Source organism: Kosakonia sp. SMBL-WEM22 (genome assembly GCF_014490785.1).
Taxonomy (GTDB): domain Bacteria; phylum Pseudomonadota; class Gammaproteobacteria; order Enterobacterales; family Enterobacteriaceae; genus Kosakonia.
Map to the genome: position 1 here is coordinate 3,118,073 of NZ_CP051488.1, position 26,459 is coordinate 3,144,531.

28 protein-coding genes, 1 pseudogene and 1 other annotated feature are annotated in these 26,459 nt (G+C 56.0%); of the genes and pseudogenes, 13 read left to right on the top strand and 16 right to left on the bottom strand.

Annotated elements, in window-relative coordinates:
• Positions 1-179: 179 nt before the first annotated feature.
• Together HF650_RS15050 and ldtA are read right to left on the bottom strand one after the other, a co-directional pair.
• On the bottom strand, positions 180-1,205 hold the full coding sequence (locus tag HF650_RS15050) for an LLM class flavin-dependent oxidoreductase (RefSeq protein ID WP_187799321.1): 1,026 nt from the start codon (positions 1,203-1,205) through the stop codon (positions 180-182).
• A 121-nt stretch (positions 1,206-1,326) separates the two neighbouring features.
• Complete coding sequence (gene ldtA, locus HF650_RS15055) at positions 1,327-2,283, bottom strand: L,D-transpeptidase (protein WP_187802705.1); 957 nt, start codon at positions 2,281-2,283, stop codon at positions 1,327-1,329.
• Positions 2,284-2,484: 201 nt separating this feature from the next.
• Here ldtA and HF650_RS15060 point away from each other — a divergent pair, with 201 nt between their 5' ends.
• Together HF650_RS15060 and HF650_RS15065 are read left to right on the top strand one after the other, a co-directional pair.
• Complete coding sequence (locus HF650_RS15060) at positions 2,485-2,844, top strand: CHAP domain-containing protein (RefSeq protein ID WP_187799322.1); 360 nt, start codon at positions 2,485-2,487, stop codon at positions 2,842-2,844.
• Entirely contained in the window at positions 2,845-3,285 is a 441-nt protein-coding gene (locus HF650_RS15065; protein ID WP_187799323.1) for a DUF3828 domain-containing protein, read from the top strand. It begins immediately after the preceding gene.
• 57 nt (positions 3,286-3,342) lie between these two features.
• On the opposite strand, the gene fusA is transcribed toward HF650_RS15065, so the two are convergent.
• Positions 3,343-5,445, bottom strand: coding sequence for an elongation factor G (gene fusA / locus HF650_RS15070; protein ID WP_187799324.1), 2,103 nt, complete (start codon positions 5,443-5,445; stop codon positions 3,343-3,345).
• A gap of 218 nt (positions 5,446-5,663) precedes the next feature.
• On the opposite strand from fusA, the gene HF650_RS15075 reads away from it, so the two are divergent.
• Positions 5,664-5,975, top strand: a complete 312-nt coding sequence (locus HF650_RS15075; RefSeq protein ID WP_187799325.1) for a helix-turn-helix domain-containing protein — start codon at positions 5,664-5,666, stop codon at positions 5,973-5,975.
• A 169-nt stretch (positions 5,976-6,144) separates the two neighbouring features.
• Here the strand turns inward: HF650_RS15075 and HF650_RS15080 are convergent, their stop codons facing one another.
• From HF650_RS15080 to dacD, 7 genes and pseudogenes are all read right to left on the bottom strand, one after another.
• Positions 6,145-6,300: a hypothetical protein gene (locus HF650_RS15080; RefSeq protein ID WP_187799326.1), complete on the bottom strand. Its 156-nt coding sequence runs from the start codon at positions 6,298-6,300 to the stop codon at positions 6,145-6,147.
• A 19-nt stretch (positions 6,301-6,319) separates the two neighbouring features.
• Positions 6,320-7,060 (bottom strand): adenosylcobinamide-GDP ribazoletransferase, encoded by a 741-nt coding sequence (gene cobS / locus HF650_RS15085; RefSeq protein WP_187799327.1) that lies wholly within the window; start codon positions 7,058-7,060, stop codon positions 6,320-6,322.
• Positions 7,057-7,170: pseudogene (locus tag HF650_RS15090) on the bottom strand (bifunctional adenosylcobinamide kinase/adenosylcobinamide-phosphate guanylyltransferase); the annotation flags it as partial. The gene cobS and the pseudogene HF650_RS15090, both read right to left, overlap by 4 nt.
• A 156-nt stretch (positions 7,171-7,326) precedes the next feature.
• Positions 7,327-7,662, bottom strand: coding sequence for a DUF496 family protein (locus HF650_RS15095; RefSeq protein WP_023479096.1), 336 nt, complete (start codon positions 7,660-7,662; stop codon positions 7,327-7,329).
• A gap of 166 nt (positions 7,663-7,828) precedes the next feature.
• Positions 7,829-8,887, bottom strand: a complete 1,059-nt coding sequence (locus HF650_RS15100) for an FUSC family protein (RefSeq protein WP_187799328.1) — start codon at positions 8,885-8,887, stop codon at positions 7,829-7,831.
• A gap of 123 nt (positions 8,888-9,010) precedes the next feature.
• The gene (gene sbmC / locus HF650_RS15105; protein ID WP_187799329.1) at positions 9,011-9,484 is read right to left on the bottom strand and encodes a DNA gyrase inhibitor SbmC; all 474 of its coding nucleotides are present in this window, start codon (positions 9,482-9,484) and stop codon (positions 9,011-9,013) included.
• A gap of 121 nt (positions 9,485-9,605) precedes the next feature.
• Positions 9,606-10,766, bottom strand: coding sequence for a serine-type D-Ala-D-Ala carboxypeptidase DacD (gene dacD / locus HF650_RS15110; protein WP_187799330.1), 1,161 nt, complete (start codon positions 10,764-10,766; stop codon positions 9,606-9,608).
• Between the two features lie 209 nt (positions 10,767-10,975).
• Here dacD and sbcB point away from each other — a divergent pair, with 209 nt between their 5' ends.
• Positions 10,976-12,400, top strand: coding sequence for an exodeoxyribonuclease I (gene sbcB / locus HF650_RS15115; RefSeq protein ID WP_187799331.1), 1,425 nt, complete (start codon positions 10,976-10,978; stop codon positions 12,398-12,400).
• 33 nt (positions 12,401-12,433) lie between these two features.
• On the opposite strand, the gene tsuB is transcribed toward sbcB, so the two are convergent.
• From tsuB to HF650_RS15135, 4 genes are all read right to left on the bottom strand, one after another.
• Entirely contained in the window at positions 12,434-12,661 is a 228-nt protein-coding gene (tsuB, locus tag HF650_RS15120; RefSeq protein ID WP_187799332.1) for a thiosulfate utilization sulfurtransferase TsuB/YeeD, read from the bottom strand.
• A 16-nt stretch (positions 12,662-12,677) separates the two neighbouring features.
• Positions 12,678-13,733 (bottom strand): thiosulfate utilization transporter TsuA/YeeE, encoded by a 1,056-nt coding sequence (gene tsuA / locus HF650_RS15125; RefSeq protein WP_187799333.1) that lies wholly within the window; start codon positions 13,731-13,733, stop codon positions 12,678-12,680.
• Positions 13,734-13,908: 175 nt separating this feature from the next.
• Positions 13,909-15,270: an APC family permease gene (locus tag HF650_RS15130; RefSeq protein ID WP_187799334.1), complete on the bottom strand. Its 1,362-nt coding sequence runs from the start codon at positions 15,268-15,270 to the stop codon at positions 13,909-13,911.
• Between the two features lie 338 nt (positions 15,271-15,608).
• The gene (locus tag HF650_RS15135) at positions 15,609-16,433 is read right to left on the bottom strand and encodes an SDR family oxidoreductase (protein WP_187799335.1); all 825 of its coding nucleotides are present in this window, start codon (positions 16,431-16,433) and stop codon (positions 15,609-15,611) included.
• Between the two features lie 175 nt (positions 16,434-16,608).
• Here HF650_RS15135 and hisL point away from each other — a divergent pair, with 175 nt between their 5' ends.
• The 9 genes from hisL (at position 16,609) to hisIE (ending at position 23,860) form a co-directional block, all read left to right on the top strand.
• The gene (hisL, locus tag HF650_RS15140; protein WP_128484015.1) at positions 16,609-16,659 is read left to right on the top strand and encodes a his operon leader peptide; all 51 of its coding nucleotides are present in this window, start codon (positions 16,609-16,611) and stop codon (positions 16,657-16,659) included.
• Positions 16,635-16,756 (top strand) — a sequence feature (His leader region). (Overlaps the previous gene by 25 nt.)
• Before the next feature lie 35 nt (positions 16,757-16,791).
• Positions 16,792-17,691 carry an ATP phosphoribosyltransferase gene (gene hisG / locus HF650_RS15145; RefSeq protein ID WP_187799336.1) on the top strand — a complete coding sequence of 300 codons (900 nt, stop codon included), beginning with the start codon at positions 16,792-16,794 and terminating at the stop codon, positions 17,689-17,691.
• Between the two features lie 52 nt (positions 17,692-17,743).
• The gene (gene hisD, locus HF650_RS15150) at positions 17,744-19,048 is read left to right on the top strand and encodes a histidinol dehydrogenase (RefSeq protein ID WP_187799337.1); all 1,305 of its coding nucleotides are present in this window, start codon (positions 17,744-17,746) and stop codon (positions 19,046-19,048) included.
• Positions 19,045-20,106 carry a histidinol-phosphate transaminase gene (hisC, locus tag HF650_RS15155; protein ID WP_187799338.1) on the top strand — a complete coding sequence of 354 codons (1,062 nt, stop codon included), beginning with the start codon at positions 19,045-19,047 and terminating at the stop codon, positions 20,104-20,106. Before hisD ends, hisC begins: the two co-directional genes overlap by 4 nt.
• On the top strand, positions 20,103-21,170 hold the full coding sequence (hisB, locus tag HF650_RS15160; RefSeq protein ID WP_187799339.1) for a bifunctional histidinol-phosphatase/imidazoleglycerol-phosphate dehydratase HisB: 1,068 nt from the start codon (positions 20,103-20,105) through the stop codon (positions 21,168-21,170). The genes hisC and hisB overlap by 4 nt, the downstream gene beginning before the upstream one ends.
• Entirely contained in the window at positions 21,170-21,760 is a 591-nt protein-coding gene (hisH, locus tag HF650_RS15165) for an imidazole glycerol phosphate synthase subunit HisH (RefSeq protein WP_187799340.1), read from the top strand. The genes hisB and hisH overlap by 1 nt, the downstream gene beginning before the upstream one ends.
• Positions 21,760-22,497 carry a 1-(5-phosphoribosyl)-5-[(5-phosphoribosylamino)methylideneamino]imidazole-4-carboxamide isomerase gene (gene hisA / locus HF650_RS15170; RefSeq protein WP_187799341.1) on the top strand — a complete coding sequence of 246 codons (738 nt, stop codon included), beginning with the start codon at positions 21,760-21,762 and terminating at the stop codon, positions 22,495-22,497. The genes hisH and hisA overlap by 1 nt, the downstream gene beginning before the upstream one ends.
• On the top strand, positions 22,479-23,255 hold the full coding sequence (gene hisF / locus HF650_RS15175; protein WP_187799342.1) for an imidazole glycerol phosphate synthase subunit HisF: 777 nt from the start codon (positions 22,479-22,481) through the stop codon (positions 23,253-23,255). The genes hisA and hisF overlap by 19 nt, the downstream gene beginning before the upstream one ends.
• Positions 23,249-23,860 (top strand): bifunctional phosphoribosyl-AMP cyclohydrolase/phosphoribosyl-ATP diphosphatase HisIE, encoded by a 612-nt coding sequence (gene hisIE, locus HF650_RS15180; RefSeq protein WP_187799343.1) that lies wholly within the window; start codon positions 23,249-23,251, stop codon positions 23,858-23,860. Before hisF ends, hisIE begins: the two co-directional genes overlap by 7 nt.
• A 48-nt stretch (positions 23,861-23,908) precedes the next feature.
• On the opposite strand, the gene wzzB is transcribed toward hisIE, so the two are convergent.
• Both wzzB and ugd read right to left on the bottom strand, forming a co-directional pair.
• The gene (gene wzzB, locus HF650_RS15185; protein WP_187799344.1) at positions 23,909-24,892 is read right to left on the bottom strand and encodes an LPS O-antigen chain length determinant protein WzzB; all 984 of its coding nucleotides are present in this window, start codon (positions 24,890-24,892) and stop codon (positions 23,909-23,911) included.
• A 224-nt stretch (positions 24,893-25,116) separates the two neighbouring features.
• Positions 25,117-26,283, bottom strand: a complete 1,167-nt coding sequence (gene ugd / locus HF650_RS15190) for a UDP-glucose 6-dehydrogenase (protein ID WP_187799345.1) — start codon at positions 26,281-26,283, stop codon at positions 25,117-25,119.
• Positions 26,284-26,459 lie beyond the last annotated feature (176 nt).

Consider the following 26,459-nt stretch of genomic DNA (forward strand, 5'->3'; position numbering starts at 1 on the left):
CGCAATGTTGCAGCAGGAATGCCATAACGGCTAAAGGACGCCTGTAAAAAATCAGTTGCGGGTGTGCCGCGTAACACTGGCAAAGGCGTAGACAATAAGAGAGGAGTGATTCTCAAGGCAGGAGAAAAAATTTAGCGCCCGGCATAGCGAAAATATGCAGGGCGTTGTTTATTTCAGGTCTAATCTCGCCAGCCCATCGCGGGCGCAACGTGTTTCAAAATTGACTCAATAACGTGGGCGTTATAGTCAACGCCAAGCTGGTTCGGCACGGTCAGTAGCAGTGTATCCGCTTCGGCAATCGCTTCATCTCGCTTAAGTTGTTCAATCAATTTGTCCGGCTCTGCCGCATAGCTGCGACCGAAAATCGCACGTGTCTTCTCATCAAGAAAACCGATTTTGTCATCGTCGTCACGGCTGCCACCAAAGTAGGCGCGATCGCGATCGTTCATCAGAGCAAAGATACTGCGGCTGACGGAGACGCGCGGTGTGCGTGTATGACCGGCGGCCCTCCACGCTTCACGGTAGGCACGGATCTGCTGCGCCTGCTGAATGTGGAACGGCTCACCCGTTTCGTCATCCTTCAGCGTTGAACTTTGCAGATTCATCCCCAGTTTCGCCGCCCACACCGCGGTGGCATTGGAGCCTGCGCCCCACCAGATGCGCTCCCGCAGACCTTCTGCGTAAGGCTCAAGGCGCAGCAACCCCGGCGGATTGGGGAACATCGGTTGTGGGTTGGGTTTAGCAAACCCTTCGCCGCGCAGTGCATCGAGCAGCACTTCGGTGTGACGGCGCGCCATATCTGACTCGTTTTCACCTTCGGCGGGCTGATAGCCGAAATAGCGCCAGCCATCAATCACCTGCTCCGGCGAACCACGGCTGATGCCAAGCTGCAACCGTCCACCGGCAATTAGATCTGCCGCGCTGGCGCTCTCGGCCATATAGAGCGGGTTTTCATAGCGCATATCGATTACGCCGGTACCAATTTCAATGCGGCTCGTTTTGGCACCAACCGCGGCAAGCAGTGGGAATGGCGAGGCGAGCTGACGGGCGAAATGGTGCACCCGGAAGTAAGCACCATCTGCACCCAGCTCTTCTGCGGCGACTGCCAGATCGATTGATTGCAGCAGCGCGTCAGCCGCAGAGCGGGTGCCGGACTGCGGCGAGGGGGTCCAGTGACCAAATGATAAAAAACCGATCTTCTTCATGGCGTCGTCCTTCGTTCAGTAAATCGTGAGTGCTCCCTACTCTACGCTTTACGCCATAAGAAGAAATAACATTGATTTAACAATAACATTCAAATTAATTGAGCAAGTGCTCTTCCAGCTCTTACATCCGCTCGATGCGGTGTGTTTCGCTATTATTCCCTGCTGGGGAGCCGATTTTTACCGGCATGCCTGAACGCCGCTCTAGCGCCATTGTCACCTGGTCTCCATCCGCGCTCCCCTCTTTTACCATTCTGTTGAGTACCGGCGTGGCAGGCAGCGGGACTTTTTTCGTCGATTCAAACTCTGCGCGGTTGCGCGACAGCGGCTCGTGCACTTCAACCCAACTGCTGCCATCCGGCTCGCGGCTTACTTTCACCGGCTCATCGATAATCTGCACACGCGTGCCGACCGGCACGTTATCAAACAAGTACTTAATATCCTGATTGCGCAGGCGGATACACCCCTGGCTGACGCGCAGGCCAATGCCGAAATCTGCATTGGTACCATGAATGGCATACAGCTTACCGATATAGATAGCATAGAGTCCCATCGGATTATCCGGCCCGGCAGGCACAAAGGCGGGCAGGGTTTTGCCCTCATCGGCGTACGCTTTGCGGGTGTTGGCCGTCGGTGTCCAGGTGGGCCCCGCCTGTTTACGTTCAACGGCGGTCACCCAGTTACGCGGCGTTTCGCGTCCTGCCTGGCCGATCCCAATCGGCAGGATCTCGACGGTATTGCTCTCTTTTGGGTAGTAATAGAGCCGCATTTCCGCGACGTTAACGACAATGCCCTCCCGCACGGTGGCAGGCAGAATGATCTGCTGCGGGATCACCAGCTGTGAACCGGCTTTCGGCAGATAGGGGTCGGCATCGGGATTGGCTTCCAGCATATTGCTCAGCCCCTGACCATATTTCGCGGCAAAGGCTTCCAGCGGAAAAGTGTTGCCCTGCGGCACAGTGATAGTTTGCGGGCTACCCACCAACCGGCTCCCTTCCGGCGGCAGCGGGTAAGTAACCGCCAGCGCAGGCCGGGCCGAGAGTAACAGCAGAGAAGCGCAAAGCAGTGTGACAGGACGCAACATAACCTTTCCTCAGGCGCAGCGGATGTCTGCTAATGATAGTCGGCTTCCTGGGATCTGCTTATCGCCTTCCACCTCGCTATCTGAGCGAAACAGATACTCTTACCCGCTTCGTTTAAGAATTTTCTGACATAAGGCAATATTTAAATAATCGAAAATTGCACCCTCCTTTACAAAAATTTTCATTAGTCGAAGGGAATTATGTGGGATAAAAATGCCGCAGTAGAGTACGCGCGCAAACATGCGCACGCGGGTAGTCTTCATAAATGCGCTTTTGCTGTGCGCAAAGCAATTGAAGCGGGAGGTATTATCGGGGTTCGCGCAAATTACGCGAAAGATTTCGGTCCGAGCCTGGTTCATGCGGGCTTTTACGAAATTACCGATCAGCCACAAAAAGGCGATGTTGCGGTTATCCAGAGTATCCCGGAAAGTATCCCCGGTCACACCTGCATTTTTGATGGTAAGGTTTGGATCAGCGATTTTGTGCAGCATTCAGGCATGTACCCAGGCCCAGCCTACCGCAAGCATCGCCCCTCCTTTAAAATCTACAGGCATAATTAAATGAAAATAATCTCGCTGTTATTACTGTTCATCTCAACAGCCACCTGGGCCTCATCCTCCCCAATTGAAATTGCGCAGCAGCAGGCTCTCAACTTCAACAAATGGTATATCGCTCAGTTTGCAGCAGATAACTCATCGCCGTTGGACGGGCAGAAAATCGATAAATACGTCACTGGCAACACCCTTAAAAAACTGCGCCATGCGGCGAAAACTGATGAAGCCAATTACGGTGGCGATTTCTTTATCGGCACGCAAGATATTAATGATGACTGGGTTGATAACGTAGCCGTTATGCAAACACTTGTTGATCCTGTATGCACCAATGTCTTCGTCGCCTTTGGCAAAGATAAAAAACACATAGTGGTGGATTGTATGGTGAAGGAGGCGGGTACCTGGAAAATTCAATCAGTAACCGGGACAGAGATTATCGCCTCGCAATAATGCATGTTCATGACGACAAACCCCGCCGAAGCGGGGTTTGAAGTGACGAGTTAAAACTTATCCTTTACTGCGGCTGGCGATAATCTCCTCTGCCACATTGCGCGGCGCTTCCGCGTAGTGATGGAACTCCATGCTGTAGGTTGCACGCCCTTGCGACATCGATCGCAGCGTGGTGGCATAGCCAAACATCTCCGCCAGCGGGACGTCGGCGCGGATAATCTGGCTACCGAAGCGCTCTTCCATCCCCTGCACCATGCCGCGACGCGAAGAGAGATCGCCCATAATATTCCCGGCGTACTCCTCCGGCGTCTCTACTTCGACATGCATCACCGGTTCGAGGATCGCCGGATCCGCTTTGCGTGCCCCCTCTTTAAAGCCAAAGATCGCCGCCATGCGGAAGGCCATCTCCGAAGAGTCGACATCGTGATAGGAGCCGAAGGTCAGCGTCGCTTTCACATCCACCACCGGGTAGCCCGCCAGCACGCCGCTATTCATCGCTTCACGCAGCCCCTTTTCAACGGAAGGGATATACTCGCGCGGTACTACGCCGCCTTTGGTCGCATCTTCGAATACAAAGCCGCTTCCCGCCGCCAGTGCCTCCAGCGTCAGCACCACATGACCATACTGCCCTTTCCCACCGGACTGGCGCACAAACTTGCCCTCAATCTCTTTAACGGTCTTGCGCAGCGTTTCGCGGTACGTGACCTGCGGACGGCCAATATTCGCCTCCACGCCAAATTCGCGCTTCATGCGGTCAACGATAATCTCCAGATGTAACTCCCCCATCCCGGAGATGATAGTTTGCCCGGACTCTTCATCCGTATGCAGGCGGAATGACGGATCTTCTGCCGCCAACCGCTGCAGCGCAATGCCCATCTTCTCCTGATCTGCTTTGGTCTTCGGCTCAATAGCGAGCGAGATCACCGGCTCCGGGAACTCCATGCGCTCAAGCGTAATCACCTTGTCGGGATCGCTGAGCGTGTCGCCCGTGGTGACATCTTTCAACCCGACACAGGCGGCGATATCGCCCGCGCGCAGCTCATCCACTTCATGTCGGTCATTGGCGTGCATCTGCACAATACGCCCGATGCGCTCTTTTTTGCCTTTCACCGGGTTGTAGACCGCATCGCCTTTTTTCAGCACGCCGGAGTAGACGCGGATAAAAGTCAGCTGGCCGACATAAGGGTCGGTCATCAGTTTGAAGGCGAGCGCTGAGAAGGGCTCGTTATCATTCGCATGACGTTCTGCCGGCTGGCCTCGTTCATCCACGCCCTGAATCGCCGGTATATCCAGCGGTGAGGGCATTAGCTCAACCACCGCGTCGAGCATGCGCTGCACGCCTTTGTTTTTAAAGGCGCTGCCGCACAACATCGGCTGGATTTCACCGGCGATGGTGCGCTGACGCAGACCGGCAATAATTTCAGCTTCGTCCAGCTCGCCGGTTTCAAGGTATTTATCCATCAATATCTCGTTCGCTTCCGCTGCCGCAGAGACCATCTTTTCGCGCCACGCTTGCGCAGTTTCCAGTAACTCTACAGGCACCGGTGCATAGCTGAAGGACATGCCCTGTGTGGCATCATCCCAAATGATTTCGCGCATTTTGATCAGATCGACCACGCCCGTAAAGTGCTCTTCTGCACCAATCGGGATGACAATCGGCACCGGGTTGGCTTTCAGACGGTCGATCATCATCTGCACTACGCGGAAGAAATCTGCGCCGGGGCGGTCCATTTTATTGACGAACGCCAGGCGCGGGACATGATACTTATTGGCCTGCCGCCAGACGGTTTCTGACTGCGGCTGCACGCCGCCCACCGAGTCGTAGACCATGACCGCACCGTCCAGCACGCGCATTGAGCGCTCCACTTCAATAGTAAAATCGACGTGCCCGGGGGTATCGATAATATTGATGCGGTGCGGTTCAACATTGCGATCCATACCGGGCCAGAAGCAGCTTACCGCCGCAGAAGTGATGGTAATGCCGCGCTCCTGCTCCTGCGCCATCCAGTCGGTGGTTGCCGCGCCATCGTGTACTTCCCCCAGCTTATGGCTCATCCCGGTGTAAAACAGAATGCGCTCGGTGGTGGTGGTTTTACCGGCATCGATATGCGCGGAGATACCGATGTTGCGATAACGTTCGAGAGGAATGGGTCGGGGCATGATGCGTCCTTAGTCTGTTGACTGTAAGTTAGCGGCCAGAATGAGCCGCAGAGGGTTAACGACGTTTAGCATAGTACAACTATACGAGTATATTCGAACTATTTTTGCTATTCTTTCGATTGGTGAACTCGGGGTAGCGGTCGTGGTGTTAAGCAGGCAGTTTGCGTATAGTAGCGCCGCTGAGTCAGCCGCAGCCCCATCGTTAATACAGGAAAAGTATGATCGCTAACCACCCTGAACGTGAGCAGTTTCGCCTGGAAAATGTGCTTTTTGCGCTCGGCAACCCGCTGCGCCTGGCCATCATCCAGCGCCTTGCCGACGGCAGTGAAATGAGCTGCAACACACTGCGCCCGCAGGAGGTAGCGAAATCGACCATGACCCATCACTGGCGTGTGCTGCGCGACAGCGGCGTGGTGTGGCAGCGCCCGCAGGGGCGGGAGAATATGATTTCACTGCGCCGCGAAGATCTGGATGTCTGTTTTCCCGGCTTGCTGGATACGCTGTTGCAGGTGATGCAGCAGGCGAAGTAAGCGGCGTTTTGCCGGATGGCGGCTAGCGCCTTATGCGGCCTACGGAATAGAGGCCGGTTTGTTGCATCTGCGCTGTTGCCGGATGGCGGCACACATGCCTTATCAGGCCTACGCAAAACGAATGCATGATGTTTTGTAGGCCGGATAAGCGCAGCGCCATCTGGCCCCCCTACTGCGCCAGGAGCAACACAATATTGCTGTCCGCCAGCAACGCGAACCGCCCGAGGCTGCCAACCGGTTTAAGTAATTCATTGAGATGCAGCTGCGTACCATCGCCCCTGCGTCGGATAGAGGAGTGGCAGATAATCGTCGCACATCTCTGCATTACGTCTCTCTTTAAAGAATCAGAGCAGCGCTAACAGGAAGATAACCTCGCCAAGCTCGATCGCCGCGCCGAGTGTGTCGCCGGTCTGCCCGCCGAGGGTACGCTTGAGCAACCAGCCGAGCAGATAAATCGCCACCATTGTGATCAGCAGCGCCAGCACGCCCTGGTAGCCGAGCAGCACCACAGCTAACAGTACGGTGATGATCAAGGTGATAAGAGTATCTTTAGCGGAAACCTTGCCAATAAAGAGATTGCCCAGCCCTTCGTCGCGGGCGTCGCGGTGGCCGAACATCAGTAACACCGAGCAGCCACGTCCGACAGCGCAGGCTGCGGCCAGCGCCGCTATCATCGGCGTATCACGCAGCTGTAACTCGCTGAGCAGGAGGATTTTTGCCACCACAACAAATACCAGCGCCAGGCCGCCATGGGTGCCAAGCCGGCTGTCGCGCATGATCTCCAGCATGCGCTCGCGTCGGCGAGCCGAGAAAACGCCATCGCAGGTGTCTGCCAGACCATCGAGATGAAAACCGCCGGTCAGCAGCGCCAGCCCCAGCACGCTCAACAGCGCCGCCAGCGGCGCGCCGCACCAGGTGTGCAACAGCGTGAAAAGAAGGCCACTCAGGCCACCGAGCAGCAGGCCGACCAGCGGGAAAGTGGTGATCCCACGCACATAATCCGCCCCATCCAGCCCCTGTACCCAACGGCCAGGCACCGGAATGCGGCTGATAAACGACAATGTGGCGAAGAACAACTTGATCATTTTATTTTCACTCCAGTTCCCGAAATCACTAGCCAGACCGCACCGGCGGCCTGCGCCAGCCACCGATTGATGTGCCCGGTAATATCACGAAAGTGCCGCGCCAGACGGTTTTACGACGCGATGTTTATCCAGCGCGGCGCATTTTATCACTCTGCAAAGAGAGAAAGGCCTGGTTTTTATAGGTGATAAAGAAAAATAGGGGGAGAAAAGTGGAGGAGAGTGAAAAGAGAAGACGGTGAGAGACGAGGCTCTCACCGCGCAGGCGCTTACTCGGCTTTATGTTCGACCGATTTCAGCTCGCCCATGGTTTTCAGTTTTTTGGAGATTTCGCGGCGCTCTTTCGACAGCTCGGCGTTTTTGATGATGTAGTCATCCACGCGATCTTCGTAGTCGGTACGCATGCTGGCAATAATACCCTGAATGGCTTCAACGCTCATGCCCGGCTTGATGTAGTCGCTGAGGTTGTCCAGCAGCAGCACACGTTTCTGGTTATCACGGATCTTTTTCTCAACGTCCTGAATTTCGCGCTGCAGTTTGTTTTTGCGACGGAACAGACGCACAAATTCCAGAACGTCCTGGAATGAAGGCTTGGTTGTTTCCATTTTGACACCCCTGATTAATTGAGATTCGGATTCGTTAAGGCCATCACCTGAGAGGCAAACCTACCCAAAGCAGTGGCATATGACAATAAGTTTTCCTGCTGGCTATCATAACCGCAAATATAGCTGAATCGAAACAACCTGGCAGCCCGAGGCGATTATTAGCCGTTTATTTGCGCAGCGCCCGGCAGATCAAATGCGATAACAACTCCAGCTGGCGCGCCAGCTCCATGCTGAGCCAGACATAACCGTGAATCGAGGTTTCTGTCACCGCGTCGCCCTTATGTTCGCCAATCAACTGCCGCAGTTCAGCGACGATATCGTTAAGCTTTTCTGTGTTCGCCAGGATCGGCTGCGGGTTACCCTCATAGAGCGCGTGGGCGATGGTGAGCAGCGTCTGCTGCGTCATCTGCTGCGTCTCTTGCAGCGTGCTGGCGTTAATCATCACAAAATGGCTGGCACGCGAACTCCAGTGGGCGTTGATTTGCAACTCCAGCATACAAACCATATTGCGGCTGACGGTCTGGATCGCCTCGAATATCGCTTTCTGAATATGGGTCTCTTTGCAGGCGGGCGTAATCAGCCCGCGCATCTTCACCACATCGTTGAGGATTTTTTGCAGATGCTTTTCCAGCCGTGGCCGCTCCACCAGGTTGCGCGAGAAACCGCCCTGGTAGACGCGGTTAAAGGCCGTGACGTAATTCGCCATCTGGATGCGCCAGTGCAAAAAGGCGCGCTGCGGCCAGATGCCAGTAAAGAGCATGGCAAGGAGCGATCCGATAATCACATCGCCACCGCGCCACAGTGCCGTCTGCATATCGCCGCTTGGCCCCCCCACAACGACCGCAAGGGTGATCCCAATCAGCAGCGCCTGGTAAGGCTTTTTGCCGAGCGCCAGCCAACCGCAGAGAAACATAGCGGCGGCGCACCATAAAAGCATCAGCGGTAGTGAGTAGAGCTCCAGCTTTAACGCCACCAGCCCCAACAGCGCACCGAAAATGGTGCCGCCGATGCGCTCAAAGGCGCGCGGCACCACATTGCCCCAGAAGGAGATTGGCCCCATCAGCACCACCAGCGTAATCAACGGCCAGGTTCCCTCCGGGACATTAAGCAGGCGGATAAGTAAAAAGGTGAGGATAAACGCCAGCGCGATGCGCACGCCATGTACGACGCGGTAGTGGCGATAAAGTCGAATTTCAAAGGGGCTGAGGGATTTGTCGCGACGCACAGCCAGGCTCCGGGTTAAAAAGAGAGGCGCAATTGTAGCGGTATTTTTTCGCACCGATGCCCTGTCAGGACAAAAAAAGAGGCCGCCAGCATCACTCTCGCGGCCTTTTTGCCCCGCCCGCCTTTAGTGGGCGTTCGGCTCGACGGGGATATACATCTCAATGTCCCAGAAACCGTCGCGCTTACCGTCGTTGTGATAGATCTCAAAACAGGGCCCGGCGGCAATCTGCACCGAGCTGTCACCCAACAGCTCGTCGAAAAAGAGATTCCAGCTGCCTTCAAAATCTTCGTTGTGTACCCGCGCGCTCATCACCGCGTAGTGGCCGCCGGGAATGTCGGTGGTGATAACGCCGGCGCTGTTAACGGGCACCTGGAAATCGCGATCGACGGTGATGGCAACATCGCAGCGCAGCTTCTCCGGCGGCACTTCGTCCGGGTTATCGTAATAGACGCTGACCCACTCCAGCGGCTGGATCTGGTTATTCTCGACCCACAGTAGAAGCTGCTGAAAGCCCTGCTTCACCTTCTCTTCCCACGGACCCACCAGATGAAACCCGGCGATACGGCGCTGCTCTACCTGCTTAACGTTGTAGCCCATCGTGACCTCCTGCGCGTTACTGTTTGTCTGTACAGTATATCTTCCCGGCGACCATCAGGCTTGCCGCACGCGTCAATTATGCGAGCAGACTCGCAAGCCTGCCACTCTGCCCGCACGACGATCACCCTTTGTGGTGCAGGTAGTCACTCAGCCGGGAGAAGAGCCCGCCTTTGCCGACGCTCTCCAGCGTCACCAGCGGCATTCTGGCAATCACTTTATCGCGGTCATAAAGCTGGATCTCGCCAACGCGCTGGTGGGCGGCAAGCGGCGCTTCCAGCTCTTTGCTGTCCAGCACATATTTGGCTTTGATGTTTTGCAGCTCCGCTTTTGGCAGCACCAGCCAGCGATCCTCATTGGTGCCGACAGCAATCTGCTCTTTATCGCCGTACCAGACACGCTCGCTGCCCACTTTTTTACCGTTGCGCAGGATCTCAACCGTGTCGAAGTTCTGCTGGCCCCAGTGCAGCAGCTTGCGCGCCTGCTCTTCGCGCCCTTTTGGACTGTCCGCGCCCATGATCACCGCGATCAAACGGCGTTGACCATCCACGCTTGAGGCGATCAGATTAAAGCCCGCACCGGAGGTGTGGCCCGTCTTCAGTCCATCGACATTCAGGCTTTTATCCCACAGCAGCCCGTTGCGGTTTTGCTGTGTGATGCCGTTCCACGTCAGGCTCTTTTCGCTGTACATATGATAGAAATCCGGCTCGCCGTGAATAATGGCGCGCGATAACACCGCCAGATCGTAGGCCGAGCTGTGCTGCCCCGGCGCATCCAGGCCATGTACCGTCTCAAAGTGGGTGTCATGCAGGTTCAGCTTCTGTACATAGTCATTCATCATCGCCACAAACTGCGGCTGGCCGCCGGCAACGTGATCTGCCAGCGCCACGCAGGCGTCGTTCCCGGAGTCGACAATCAGACCGCGGCTTAGATCGCGCACCGTCAGGCGATCGCCCGGCTTAAGGAACATCAGCGACGAGCCGGCAAACACCGGGTTGCCCTGCGCCCAGGCATCTTTACCAACTGTCACAACGTCGTCGGCACTGATGCGATGGCTATCAATGGCGCGGTCGACGACATAGCCGGTCATCAATTTGGTGAGACTCGCCGGATTACGCTGCTGATGCTCATGCCCCGCAGTTAAGATTTGCCCGGTCGTGTAGTCCATCAAGACCCATGATCCGGCCTGCACTGCCGGGGGCTGAGGGGCAAATGGGAGGTCGTCGGCCTGAGCGCAATGGACGCTCACCGCCAACAATGAAGCAGCAAACAAACGGCGTTTCAATGAAATATCCTCAATACTTCGGAAAGGGGCGTCCTTTGTACGGAACTTCGTGTGTCGTTACCTGGCAAAATTGCAAAGAAATGTGACACAAATCATTTTTAAGCCCCTGTTTTTGCGTGTGACGCCGTAAGCTGGCACGGTTTTTCTTCGGCACATGGTCCACGATGGTTTACCATAGTCGGCATACTTTCTGACAGGATGAGCTTCTGGTGTCTGATTCCCCGGCAACCCCGACATTTCTTTTTCACGATTACGAGACCTTCGGAACCAGCCCCGCGCTGGATCGCCCGGCGCAGTTCGCCGCGCTGCGCACCGATGCCGATTTCACGACTATCGGCGAGCCGGAAGTCTTCTACTGCAAACCCGCCGATGACTACCTTCCACAGCCTGAAGCGGTGCTGATCACCGGCATTACCCCGCAGGTGGCGCGCGCCAGAGGTGACAACGAAGCGGCGTTTGCGAAACGCATACACGACCTCTTTACCGTGCCGAATACCTGCGTGGTGGGTTACAACAATGTCCGTTTTGATGATGAAGTGACGCGCAATATTTTTTACCGCAACTTCTACGATCCCTACGCCTGGAGCTGGCAAAACCACAACTCCCGCTGGGATCTGCTGGACGTGATGCGCGCTTGCTACGCCCTGCGCCCGGAGGGGATCAACTGGCCGGAGAATGAAGAGGGTCTGCCGAGTTTCCGCCTTGAGCACCTGACCAAAGCGAACGGTATCGAGCACAGTAATGCCCACGACGCGATGGCGGATGTCTATGCCACCATCGCCATGGCGCAGCTGGTAAAAGCGAAGCAGCCGAAGCTGTTTGCCTATCTCTATAGCCATCGCAGTAAGCAGAAGCTGGCGACCTTGATTGATGTGCCGCAGATGAAACCGCTGGTGCATGTCTCTGGTATGTTTGGCGCGGCGCGCGGCAACACCAGCTGGGTTGCGCCGCTGGCCTGGCACCCGGAAAACCGCAACGCGGTGATTATGGTCGATCTGGCGGGCGATATGTCACCGCTGCTGGAGCTGGATGCCGATGCATTGCGTGAGCGCCTCTATACGCCGAAGAGCGAGCTGGGCGATGCTACTGCGGTGCCGATCAAACTGGTGCATCTCAACAAGTGCCCGGTGCTGGCGCAGGCCAACACGTTGCGGCCGGAGGATGCCGAGCGGCTCGGTATCGATCGCCAGCGCTGTCTCGATAATTTACAGATCCTGCGTGACCATCCGCAGGTACGCGAAAAAGTGCTGGCCATCTTCGCCGAAGCGGAGCCGTTTGTGCCCTCGGAGAATGTCGACGCGCAGATCTATAACGGCTTTTTCAGCGATGCTGACCGCGCTGCAATGAAAATCCTGCTCGAGACCGAGCCGCGCAACTTACCGGCGCTCGATATCACCTTTGCCGATGCGCGGATTGAGAAACTGCTGTTTAACTACCGGGCACGCAACTTCCCCGGCACGCTCGATGAAGAGGAGCAGCAGCGCTGGCTGGCGCATCGCCGCGAGATCTTTACCCCGGAGTTTTTACAACGCTACGCTGACGAGTTGCAGGCGCTGTTCCAGCAGTATGAGGGGGACAGTGAGAAACAGGCGCTGTTGAAAGCGCTGTGGCAGTACGCCGAAGAGATTGTCTGAAAGTGCCCTCCCGTGCGCGGGAGGGCCTGCGGCTTACGCCTTCTGGACGGTGATGCTCCAGGCGGCATCACCCACCTGCTGGTAATCCGTGATGGTGTGCCCCTCTTCTGCCGCCCACTGAGGAATCGCTTCCGTCGCCTGGGTGCAGTCGAACTCAATCACCAGTTCATCACCGCTGTGCATCTCTGCCAGCGCCGCTTTTGCTTCAATCAGTGGGAACGGGCATACCTGCGTTACCACATCGAGTTTTTTAATCGCCATAACAGCTCCTGTTTATTTAGGCCACAGCGGCGGCAAGCTTCGCTTTGCGCTGTGGACGAACATATAAAAACCATGACGCGGTCCATACGCCAAGGATCATAAATACCAGACCGATCCAGCCCTGCCAGGTCATCATCGCCGTCATCACCAGACCGTTACCGATGGAGCACCCGCCGGCCATGCTGGCACCGACGCCCATCAACACTCCGCCAAAGCCGCTGCGCAGCGTGGTTTGCGCATCGGCGGCGCGCACGCGGAACTCGCGGCTGGCTTTCGCGGCAATCAGCGATCCCAGAAAGATACCCAGCACCAGGAAGACACCCCAGTTCAGCACCTTGCTCTGGCCTGTCACCAAAAATTGCAGAATGTTGGCAGTCGGCGAGGTGATGCCAAGACCAAACATGCGCCCGGTAGCTTCGCTCAGCGGCCATGCCAACAACGCAATCAGGCCGATCAGCACCGCAGTGACAAACGGATGCCAGCGCTTCTCAAACAAAATATGCGCCAGGCCAGTTCTGCGCGGCGGCAGCGAGGCGACTTTCAGCTTCGGCTTGCGCAGCTCTTTGGCAACCACCCACAGCGTCACCGCCACTAGCAGCACAATCAGCGGCCAGACGGAGAAGCCAAAGGTCTCGGCGATCGAGTTGTGTTCGGTGCTGTAGGTTTTCAACAGCTGGTTGAGACCCGCAGCGTTCGGCGAGCGCATCACCGCGCTCATCACCATATAGGTAAAGAGCGCTATCCAGCTGCCAATCAGCCCTTCCCCGGCGCGATACCAGGTCCCCGTCGCGCAGCCGCCTGCGTAGACGATGCCAAGCCCAAAAATATAGCCCCCCACCACGGTGCCAAGCCACGGGAAAGCGCCAGCGTCATACTGCACCACGCCCGCCTGGATCAGGGCGAAAACGCCCACGCTCTGAATAGCAATGGCGATCAGCAGGGCATAGAACATGCGGCTATTTTTCGCGATGTACATGTCACGAAAACCGCCAGTGAGGCAGAAACGGCCACGCTGCATCACAAAGCCGAGCAGCGCGCCACAAATAAGTCCACTTACAATCATTAAGAACATAACGGTAATAGCGTCCGGAAAAACAAGATCGCAAATTATTCACAAGCAGGGGGGCAGGAACCAATAACAAAATGGTCTAGCATAGGGTGTTTTGTTATTAGCACTGGGCGGGAGAGCGATGGCAAAAAAAAACCGGAGGCGTGGCCTCCGGTTCTCTTAACTGTCTGAGCCGATCTTACTGGGTGATATCTTCGTACTGTGGCACCGGGTTACGGAAGCTGCGGGTTACGCAGGCCAGGTAAACCAGACCAATACCGCCCCAGATGAGGCCCAGCACCATCGAGCTCTCTTCGAGGTTGACCCACAGCGCGCCCACCGTCAGCGCGCCGCAGACCGGCAGCACCAGGTAGTTGAAGTGGTCTTTCAGCGTTTTGTTACGCTTCTCGCGGATCCAGAACTGGGAGATCACCGACAGGTTAACGAAGGTGAACGCCACCAGCGCACCGAAGTTAATCAGCGCCGTGGCGGTGACAAGGTCAAAATTAATCGCCAGCAGCGCAATCGCGCCAACCAGCAGCACGTTCCACGCCGGAGTACGCCATTTCGGGTGTACGTAGCCGAAGAAACGGGTCGGGAAGACGCCGTCGCGGCCCATCACGTACATGAGGCGGGAAACGCCTGCGTGTGCCGCCATACCCGATGCCAGTACGGTGACGCTTGAGAAGATCAGCACGCCCCACTGGAAGGTTTTGCCCGCAACGTAGAGCATGATTTCCGGCTGCGACGCGTCCGGATCTTTAAAGCGCGAGATATCCGGAAAGTAGAGCTGCAGGAAGTAAGAGGCCACGATAAAGACCACGCCGCCCAGCAGTGCGGTGAGGAAAATCGCGCGCGGAATTACGCGCTCGGCGTCTTTGGTCTCTTCAGAAAGGGAAGAGATGCCGTCGAAGCCGAGGAACGAGAAGCAGAGGATCGTCGCACCGGTGATCATCGGCACCACGTGCGCCCCTTCGGACCAGAACGGACGGGTGCTGGTCAGCGTACCAGCGCCTTCGCCGTGCGAGACACCATAGATGATAAGCCCGACGATGACGGCAACGATGCCCATCTGCAGGATCACGATCAAGGTGTTGAAGTTCGCAACGGTCTTAATGCTGCGCAGGTTGGAGATGGTCATAAAGGCCACCAGCGCCACCACGAACAGCCACGACGGAACAGAAGGTACCAGCGCTTCAAAGTAAATTTTCGCCAGCAGAATGTTGATCATCGGCATGAACAGGTAGTCCAGCAGCGATGACCAGCCCACCATAAAGCCCACGGCCGGGGAGATGGATTTCTGCGCATAGGTATAGGCGGAACCCGCAGACGGGAAGCGGCGCACCAGTTTACCGTAGCTCAGGGCAGTAAAGAGAATAGCGACCAGGGCAAACGCGTAGGCGGTTGCCACATGACCATCGGTCAGGCCGGAGACGATACCGAACGTATCGAACAGCGTCATCGGCTGCATATAGGCAAGGCCCATCATTACAACCGGAATCAGCGTAAGGGTCTTACGCAATTCCACGCGAGAGGTTTTTGGAGTAACGTTATGCGGCATGGCTAACCCCCATAACGGCGGCGGCCGTCGCAAATGCAAAATATTGCCCCATTTGTGTTCTTTCCTCAGCGACAACGACTGTCGGTTTTTAAATGTGTATCTATCCGGTACGAAGCCCGGCCTCTTTTATTGAATGACGTTTTGCTTGCAAAAAAATAACCGACGCGTTGAACGTCGGTTAATCATCTCTTTTTTTGCAGCGGCATATTCTGCACCAGGTTGAAGCACAATGACAATACAATGCAGGCCGCCTGATAAATTAATGATGTCTAACCGTTTGATTTTTAAACGGCAGCGCGATCATTAATCCTTCTAATCGCATTTTTTGCTAAAAAACCCTACTCCAGAGGCATCTGCATAGGATCGGGGTAGAGATATTCAAAGCCTAGTTCATGACAGATGCGGTTGCCATCAACGACTTTGCCACGCTTTTCCGCTGGCGAATCGGTAAAAGTTGGCTCTGGCAGACCCAGCTTACGCGCCATCGCCGGATAAAATGTTTCGCGCGTCGGATGCGCGGGCGCGCAGATATTATAGATGTGCCCCCCTTTCGGCGACTGCAGTAGCAGCGTGATGGCAGCAATAACATCTTCAAGATGCACCAGGTTAACACCAAGCTGAGCGTCCGGCGCGGTTTTACCGGCGAAGAAGCGCCCAGGATGGCGCGCGGGGCCTACTAATCCAGCCAGACGCAGAATGTCGACCTCGGTTCCCGGCAAGTTGTGCAGCCACTCCTCCAGCTCCTTCAGTACCTGCCCGCTGGCAGTCACCGGCTGGAGCGGCGTGGTCTCTTTCACCGTGCCTGGCGCATCACCATAGACCGAGGTAGAGCTGGTAAAGAGGATACGCGGGATACGGTGCGCCAGCGCGCTGTCGACAACCTCCTGCATCGCCTGCAGATAGAAGTCGCTGCCGGGGCCGCTGCGCCGGGCAGGGAGCGTGATCACCAGCGCGTCGACATTCATCAGCGCATCAAGATCGTCTGCATCGCAGACCAGTTCAGGGTCGAGCTTGAGCAGGTAGCTTTCGATACCGCACATCCGCGCTGCCTCGACGCCATCTTCCGTGGTTTTACTGCCGGTCACGTGCCAGCCTCGCGCCATTAATGAGAGCGCCAGCGGCATCCCCAACCAACCTAACCCGACAATTGCGACTTTTTTCATGCCTCTCCCCTGCTTACAACCTGCGAATACCATTAGGCTACGCCAGCGCTCTGTCAGTGACAATTCACAGAACGTATATGAAATGATTTAATCATAAAAAAAAGCCCTTGCCTTCAATGACCAAACTGGTTTACGGTAAATGCCAACATATGAATAAGCATTCATCGAGAATTTTATGAACCGCGTTCCATTTAAACACCACCATCATCACCATCACCCTGACTAGTCTTTCAGGCGATGTGTGCTGGAAGAGAGTCAGATCTTCCAGTGGTGCATGAACGCAAGAGAGCCCCCGGAAGATCGTCTTCCGGGGGCTTTTTTTTGGACAATTTTTTGCAGGATTAGAGAGGACAACAGAATGTTAGATAACTCGCGTTTACGCATAGCTATTCAGAAATCCGGCCGTCTTAGTGACGATTCACGCGAACTGCTGGCCCGCTGCGGTATCAAGATCAACCTGCACACCCAGCGCTTAATTGCCCTCGCGGAAAATATGCCAATCGATATTCTGCGTGTACGCGATGACGATATTCCGGGCCTGGTGATGGATGGCGTGGTCGACCTCGGCATTATCGGCGAGAACGTTTTAGAAGAAGAGTTGCTGACACGCCGTGCGCAGGGCGAAGATCCGCGCTATTTCACCCTGCGCCGCCTCGATTTCGGCGGCTGCCGCCTCTCGCTGGCCACGGCGGTGGATGAAGCCTGGGACGGCCCGCTGTCGCTCAACGGTAAACGCATCGCCACCTCCTACCCTCACCTGCTGAAACGCTACCTCGATCAGAAAGGCGTCTCCTTCAAATCCTGCCTGCTGAATGGCTCCGTCGAAGTGGCTCCGCGCGCCGGCCTGGCAGATGCGATTTGCGATCTCGTCTCTACCGGCGCAACGCTGGAAGCAAACGGCCTGCGCGAAGTCGAGGTGATCTACCGCTCGAAAGCCTGCCTGATCCAGCGCGACGGCGAAATGCCGGAGGCTAAACAACAACTGATCGACAAACTGCTGACCCGTATTCAGGGCGTAATTCAGGCGCGCGAGTCGAAATACATCATGATGCACGCGCCGAGCGAGCGCCTTGAGGAGGTGATCGCCCTACTGCCGGGCGCTGAGCGCCCAACAATCCTGCCGCTGGCGGGCGATCAACAGCGGGTGGCGATGCACATGGTCAGCAGCGAAACGCTCTTCTGGGAGACCATGGAGAAGCTGAAAGCGCTGGGCGCCAGCTCCATCCTGGTGCTGCCGATTGAGAAGATGATGGAGTAAGGTCTCGCCTTGTGCGGCCTGCGGTCCCGTTCGCTAAATAAGGAAAAAGAGTATGAGCTTTAACACCATCATCGACTGGAACAGCTGTAGTGAAGAGGAGCAGCGCGCCCTGCTTCAGCGACCGGCGATCTCCGCCTCCGAAAGCATTACCCGGACGGTCACGGAAATCATCGAAGATGTACGCACAGGTGGGGACGATGCCCTGCGCGCCTTTAGCGCGAAGTTCGACAAAGCCCAGGTCGACGCGCTAAAAGTGACCGCGCAACAGATTGAAGACGCCAGCGCCCGCCTGGGTGACGAGATCAAACAGGCAATGGCGGTGGCGGTGAAGAACATTGACACCTTCCACACCGCACAGATTCTGCCAACCGTGGATGTGGAAACGCTGCCTGGCGTACGCTGCCAGCAGGTGACCCGCCCGATTGATTCAGTTGGGCTCTATATTCCAGGCGGCTCTGCGCCCCTCTTCTCGACGGTATTAATGCTGGCGACCCCGGCGCGCATCGCCGGTTGCCGCAAAGTGGTGCTCTGCTCACCGCCACCTATCGCCGATGAGATTCTCTACGCCGCGCAGCTGTGTGGTGTGCAGGCGGTCTATCAGGTCGGCGGCGCGCAGGCGATTGCCGCCCTCGCCCTCGGCACCGAGTCGGTGCCGAAAGTGGATAAAATTTTTGGCCCAGGCAACGCCTTCGTCACCGAAGCTAAACGCCAGGTGAGCCAGCGCCTGGATGGCGCGGCAATCGATATGCCGGCGGGTCCTTCCGAAGTGCTGGTGATTGCCGACAGCGGCGCAACACCGGATTTCGTCGCCTCCGATCTGCTGTCCCAGGCGGAGCACGGCCCCGATTCACAGGTGATCCTGCTGACCCCGGACAGCGAGATGGCAACACGGGTGGCGCAGGCCGTTGAGCGTCAGCTTGCCGACCTGCCACGTGCGGAGACGGCACGCCAGGCGCTTGCTGCCAGCCGCCTGATCGTGGCACGCGATCTGGCGCAGTGCGTGGATATTTCCAACCAGTATGGTCCGGAGCACCTGATTATTCAGACGCGCGACGCGCGCGCACTGGTGGAGAGCATTACCAGCGCCGGTTCGGTGTTCCTTGGTGACTGGTCGCCGGAGTCGGCGGGCGATTACGCCTCTGGTACCAACCACGTGCTGCCGACCTATGGCTACACCGCGACCTGCTCCAGCCTCGGGCTGGCAGATTTCCAGAAACGTATGACGGTGCAGGAGCTTTCGCGCGAAGGGTTTGCGCAGCTTGCCAGCACCATTGAGATGCTGGCGGCGGCCGAACGCCTGACCGCGCACAAAAACGCCGTAACCCTGCGCGTCAAGGCGCTGAAGGAGCAAGCATGAGCATTGAAGAGCTGGCGCGTAAAAATGTCCGCGAACTGACCCCCTACCAGTCGGCGCGCCGCCTTGGCGGCAAAGGTGATGTCTGGCTTAACGCCAACGAGTTCCCGACCGCAGTCCCGTTTGATTTGACGCAAAACGCACTCAACCGCTACCCGGAGTGCCAGCCGAAAGCGGTGATTGATAATTACGCCCAATATGCGGGCGTGAAGCCGGAGCAGGTGCTGGTGAGCCGCGGCGCGGATGAGGGAATTGAACTGCTGATCCGCGCCTTCTGCGAGCCGGGCCAGGATGCGGTGCTCTTCTGCCCGCCAACCTACGGCATGTATAGCGTCAGCGCCGAAACCTTCGGCGTCGAGTACCGCACCGTGCTGGCTCGTGAAAACTGGCAGCTCGATCTGCAAGGTATCGCCGATAAACTGGATGGCGTGAAGCTGCTCTATGTGTGCAGCCCCAACAACCCGACCGGGCAGATTATCAACCCGCAGGATCTGCGCACCCTGCTGGAAATGACCCGCGGTAAAGCGCTGGTTATCGCCGATGAAGCTTATATTGAGTTCTGCCCGCAGGCGACGCTCGCCGGCTGGCTGAGTGAATACCCGCACCTGGTTATTCTGCGCACCTTATCCAAAGCCTTTGCGCTGGCGGGGCTGCGCTGCGGCTTTACCCTCGCCAATGAAGAGGTGATCGCCCTGCTGATGAAAGTCATTGCCCCCTACCCGCTCTCCACGCCGGTGGCCGATATTGCCGCGCAGGCACTCAGCCCGCAGGGTGTAGCGGCAATGCGTGAGCGCGTGGCGCAGATCGTCGCCGAACGGGCCTACTTAGTGAACGCATTACGCGATATTGCCTGCGTTGAGCAGGTGTTCGACTCCGAAACCAACTATATTCTGGTACGCATGACCGCCTCGAACGCGGTGTTTAAATCGCTGTGGGATCAGGGCATTATCCTGAGAGACCAGAACAAGCAACCCTCTTTAAGCGGCTGTCTGCGTATCACAATCGGTACCCGTGAAGAGAGCCAGCGCGTCATTGACGCTTTACGTGCGGAGCAAGTATGAGCCAGAAGTATCTGTTTATTGATCGTGACGGAACATTGATTTCCGAGCCGCCCACCGACTTTCAGGTGGATAGATTCGACAAGCTCGCCTTTGAGCCGCAGGCGATCCCGGTTCTGCTCAAGCTGCAGGCGGCGGGCTATAAGCTGGTGATGATCACCAATCAGGATGGTCTGGGCACCAGCAGCTTGCCGCAGGCGGATTTTGACGGCCCGCACAACCTGATGATGCAGGTTTTCCAGTCCCAGGGCGTGGAGTTTGAAGAGGTGCTGATCTGCCCGCACCTGCCGACCGATAACTGCGACTGCCGCAAACCGAAAGTGAAACTGGTCGAGCGCTGGCTTGAAGAGGGCGTACTGGATCGCGCCAACAGTTACGTGATTGGCGATCGCGCCACCGACATCGAGCTGGCGGACAACATGGCGATTGGCGGCCTGCGCTATAACCGTGAAACGCTCAATTGGGCGATGATCGGCGAGCAACTGACCCGCCGCGACCGCTATGCGCACGTTGTGCGTAATACTAAAGAGACGCAGATTGAGGTTAAGGTGTGGCTCGACCGTGAAGGCGGCAGCAAGATCAACACCGGCGTCGGCTTCTTCGACCATATGCTCGATCAGATCGCCACCCATGGCGGTTTTCGCATGGAAATTTCGGTGAAAGGCGATCTCTATATCGACGATCACCACACCGTTGAAGATACCGGCCTGGCGCTGGGCGAAGCGCTGAAGCTGGCGCTCGGCGACAAACGCGGCATTAACCGTTTCGGCTTTGTGCTGCCGATGGATGAGTGCCTGGCGCGCTGCGCGATGGATATCTCCGGCCGCCCGCATCTGGAGTATAAAGCGGAGTTCACCTATCAGCGCGTCGGCGATCTGAGCACAGAAATGGTGGAGCACTTCTTCCGCTCGCTCTCCTACACCATGGCGCTGACGCTTCACCTGAAGACCAAGGGCAAAAACGATCACCACCGCGTCGAGAGCCTGTTTAAAGCCTTTGGCCGCACGCTGCGCCAGGCGATCCGCGTTGAGGGCGATACCCTTCCCTCTTCAAAAGGAGTGCTGTGATGAATGTGGTGATCCTTGATACTGGCTGCGCCAACCTTCACTCGGTGCAGTCCGCCATTATCCGCCACGGCTATCAGCCGCAGGTGAGCCGCGATCCCGATGTGGTGCTGCGCGCAGATAAGCTGTTTCTGCCGGGCGTCGGTACCGCGCAGGCGGCGATGGATCAGCTGCGCGAGCGCGAGCTGATTGAGCTGGTGAAAGCCTGTACGCAGCCGGTGCTGGGCATCTGTCTCGGTATGCAGCTGCTTGGGCGTTTCAGCGAAGAGAATGGGGGCGTTGACCTACTGGGCATTATTGATGAAGCGGTACCGAAAATGAACGATGTCGGGCTGCCGCTGCCGCATATGGGCTGGAATCAGGTCTACCCGAAAGCAGGCCATCGCCTCTTTCAGGGCATTGAAGATGGTGCCTACTTCTACTTTGTTCACAGCTACGCAATGCCGGTGAATGCCAGCACCATCGCCCGCTGTGACTATGGCGAGCCGTTTACCGCCGCCGTACAGAGCGACAACTTCTACGGCGTACAGTTTCACCCGGAGCGCTCCGGGCGCGCAGGCGCGCAGCTGCTGAAAAACTTCCTGGAGATGTGATGATCATTCCCGCTTTAGATTTGATTGATGGCAGCGTGGTGCGCCTGCATCAGGGCGATTACGCCCAGCAGCGCGACTATGGCAGCGATCCGCTGCCGCGTTTGCAGACCTATGCCGCCGAGGGCGCGCAGCTGTTACACCTGGTTGATTTAACCGGTGCGAAAGATCCGGCGCGCCGCCAGATCCCGTTACTGAAAACGCTGGTGGCGGGCGTCACTGTGCCGGTGCAGGTCGGCGGCGGCGTGCGCAGCGAAGAGGATGTTGCCGCCCTGCTCGCTGCAGGCGTGGCGCGGGTAGTGATTGGCTCGACGGCGGTGAAATCGCCTGAGATGGTCAAAGATTGGTTTACTCGTTTCGGCGCCGACAAGCTGGTGCTGGCGCTGGATGTGCGTATTGATGAGCAAGGCACTAAGCAGGTGGCGATCAGCGGCTGGCAGGAGAACTCCGGCGTGACGCTGGAAGCGCTGGTCGAGATCTATCTCGCCGTCGGCCTGCGCCATGTGCTGTGCACCGATATCTCGCGTGACGGCACGCTGGCAGGCTCAAATGTGTCGCTGTATGAAGAGATCTGCGCCCGCTGGCCGCAGGTGGCGTTTCAATCCTCCGGTGGCATTGGCGACATTAACGATATCGCTGCGCTGCGCGGGACAGGTGTGGGCGGCGTGATTGTAGGCCGCGCGCTGCTGGAAGGTAAATTCACGGTGAAGGAGGCCATTCAATGCTGGCAAAACGGATAATCCCTTGTCTCGATGTGCGTGATGGCCAGGTGGTAAAAGGCGTACAGTTTCGCAACCATGAAATCATCGGCGACATTGTGCCGCTGGCAAAACGTTACGCCGAAGAGGGTGCAGATGAGCTGGTGTTTTACGATATCACCGCTTCCAGCGATGGCCGCGTGGTGGATAAGAGCTGGGTGACGCGCGTGGCAGAGGTGATTGATATCCCCTTCTGCGTGGCGGGCGGCATCAAGTCAATTGAGGATGCGGCGCAGATCCTCTCCTTTGGCGCGGACAAAATCTCCATTAACTCACCGGCACTGGCCGATCCTGCGCTGATTACCCGGCTGGCGGATCGCTTTGGCGTGCAGTGTATTGTGGTCGGGATTGATACCTGGTTTGATGCCGTGACCGGCAAATATCACGTAAATCAATATACCGGCGATGAGAGCCGCACCCGTGTGACGCAGTGGGAAACCCTCGACTGGGTGCAAGAGGTGCAGAAGCGCGGAGCCGGTGAAATTGTACTGAATATGATGAACCAGGATGGCGTGCGTAATGGCTACGACCTTGAGCAGCTGAAAAAGGTGCGCGAGGTGTGTAATGTGCCGCTGATCGCCTCCGGCGGTGCCGGCACAATGGAGCATTTCCTTGAAGCCTTCCGCGATGCGGATGTCGATGGCGCGCTGGCTGCCTCGGTGTTCCACAAACAGATTATCAATATTGGTGAGTTAAAGGCGTACCTGGCAGGCCAGGGCGTGGAGATCAGGATATGTTAACAGAGCAACAACTCTCCCAACTGGACTGGGAAAAAACCGACGGACTACTGCCCGCCGTGGTGCAACACGCGGTCTCCGGCGAAGTGCTGATGCTGGGCTATATGAACAGAGAGGCGCTGGCAAAAACGCTGGAAAGCGGCAAGGTAACTTTCTTCTCCCGCACTAAAGAGCGCCTGTGGACCAAAGGCGAAACCTCTGGTCATTTTCTTAATGTGGTGAAGATTGCCCCTGATTGCGACAACGATACGCTGCTGGTGCTGGTGGATCCGATTGGCCCCACCTGCCACAAAGGCACCTCCAGCTGCTTTGGCGACACCAGCCACCAGTGGCTGTTTCTCTATCAGCTTGAGACGTTGCTGGCTGAGCGTAAGAGTGCCGATCCGGCCAGCTCCTACACTGCCAAACTCTATGCCAGCGGCACGAAGCGTATTGCGCAAAAGGTGGGTGAAGAGGGCGTAGAGACGGCGCTGGCGGCAACGGTTAATGATCGCGAAGAGCTGACTAACGAGGCGTCGGATCTGATGTATCACCTGCTGGTGCTGCTGCAGGATCAACAACTCGATTTGACCACCGTGATCGAGAATCTGCGCACACGGCATCAATAAGCCAGGCTAAGGGCATAAAAAAACCGGGCTGTGCCCGGTTTTTCTTTTTTACGCTTTCGGCTGGTAGTTTCGCAGCGCGTTGCGCGTAAGGACGAAGGCTGAGCCAATGATACCACCAAGAAGAATAGCCAAAATCATTGTCAGCGCGCGACGGGGACTGTCACGCTTAATCGGCAACGTGGGTTTCATCACGTAGCGGTAACTGTGAATAGTATCCGGTTTGATATCAATGGTCTTTAAGTCGAGCAAATTTTGTCGGGTTTTATAGTAATTGTCAGTAAAAATCAGCGGCCGAGAAGATTCATTTTTAATCATCGACTCCAGCGCGGCGCTACCGAGCAAGAACATATTATCCTGCGATACATTGTCCGCTTGCTGTACCTGCGGCGCGTGAACTTCCGACTCTTTTGCCACTGAGAGCGCCTGCATAATCTGTTTGATCCGCAGATCTTTTTGCTCCTGCGCCACTTTTTCCTGGGTAGTTAAAGACTCAACCAGATCGTCAGTACGCGATTTGATGTTGATCTCAAGGTCATCAACCAGCTCTTTAGCAATGAGCTCATCGACTTGTTGAATATATTCAGCCAGTTTCTGCTGGGCTTCTCTCGCAGTGGCCCCTTGATAAGTCACTTTCAGCGGCAGCGCTTGACCTTGCACAGCCGTACTGATGGTTAATTTCTCGGGAATGTCTTGATTATCCAGGGTTTCAGAAAGGGCGGAAAAGGCTGAGCTAAAGCGACCAATTACGCGTTGCTGTATGCCACTTATATCGAAATGGTCGTCATTAGTGAGAATAGTCATAGCGCTGGTGTAATCAACAATCTGACCAGCATCTGGCGAACTGATAACCGCAACAGAGGTCCATTTCTCTTTCGCAAAGGCCAGATAGGCACCAGCAATAATCAAGCTGAATACTATAGTGGCAGCAACAATCCATTTTCCACGCCAGATTTGCATCAGCATATCAATCAAATCAATCTGCTCAGCCTCATTGTTCTCTCTTGAAGACCGATTATTCTTTTCGTCTGTCATAGCTACCCTAAATAAGAAGCGCTAAAAAATAGAGTGATAAAGCGCGAGTTTAGCGGCTCGCTCTTTTTTTGCTATAGGATTACATGTAAATAAATGTTAGCGGACACTATTTAGGCACATGTGCGGTTCTGGCACCTTCATTCCTGGTAATTACGTGTAACTAAGGCAAACCGAAATGGCGATAAACGGCCCAGAAGGGCCGTTTAGTTTGATTAAGCTGGCGCTTAATCGTTATTGAATAAGTCCCGGGTATAAACTTTATCTGCTACGTCTGCCAGTTCGCTTGCCATGCGGTTAGATACAATCACATCTGCCTCTTGCTTGAACGCCTCAAGATTTCGCACTACCCGCGAGTGGAAGAACTCATCTTCCTGCATCACAGGTTCATAGACAATAACCTGCACGCCTTTCGCTTTGATGCGCTTCATGATGCCCTGAATTGACGAAGCGCGGAAGTTGTCCGAACCGCTCTTCATCACCAGTCGATAGATACCGACAACTTTCGGTTTACGCGCCAGGATAGAGTCAGCAATAAAGTCTTTGCGCGTACGGTTAGCATCAACGATGGCCGAAATAATGTTGTTCGGTACCGACTGATAGTTCGCCAGCAGTTGCTTGGTATCTTTCGGCAGGCAGTAACCGCCGTAGCCAAATGAAGGGTTGTTGTAGTGATTGCCGATGCGCGGATCGAGGCAGACACCCTCAATGATTTGACGCGTGTTAAGCCCAAGGCTTTCGGCATAGCTATCCAGTTCGTTAAAGTAGGCTACACGCATCGCCAGATAGGTATTGGCAAACAGTTTGATCGCTTCGGCTTCGGTGGCGTCGGTAAACAGCACCGGAATATCTTCTTTGATAGCCCCTTCCTGCAGCAGCGCCGCAAAGTGCTCGGCGCGCTCGGAGCGCTCGCCAATCACAATACGCGATGGGTGCAGGTTGTCGTACAGCGCTCTGCCTTCACGCAGGAATTCTGGTGAGAAAATGACGTTATCAATGCCCAGCGTCTCTTTGATTGACTGGGTGAATCCTACCGGGATGGTCGATTTGATAATCATCACCGCCTCGGGATTGATGGCGTGAACATCGCGGATCACCGACTCTACGCTGCTGGTATTAAAGTAGTTGGTTTTCGGATCGTAATCCGTCGGTGTCGCGATAATGACGTAATCAGCGTTGCGGTAGGCGTCATGCTTATCCGTCGTTGCGCGGAAATTGAGCGGCTTATTCTGTAAATACTCTTCAATCTCTTTATCCACGATCGGAGAGATTTTCTCATTAAGCATATCCACTTTGGACTGCACGATATCGAGCGCAACGACTTCATGGTTCTGCGCGATAAGGATCCCGTTTGATAACCCAACGTAACCTGTTCCGGAGATTGTTATTTTCATTCGATAAGCAACTTTTGTAAGTGTATGAAAGCGGTGATGGCGATCCCATCGCCACCGTTTATATCAATAACTGTTGGGATTTTTACCTCTTCCGTTGAGAGAGTGTCAATAAGACAAACAGCGGCTGCGAAGCGCGCCCTGCCTGGCTTCGCCTGGCTTTATTCCTAAAAATAAAT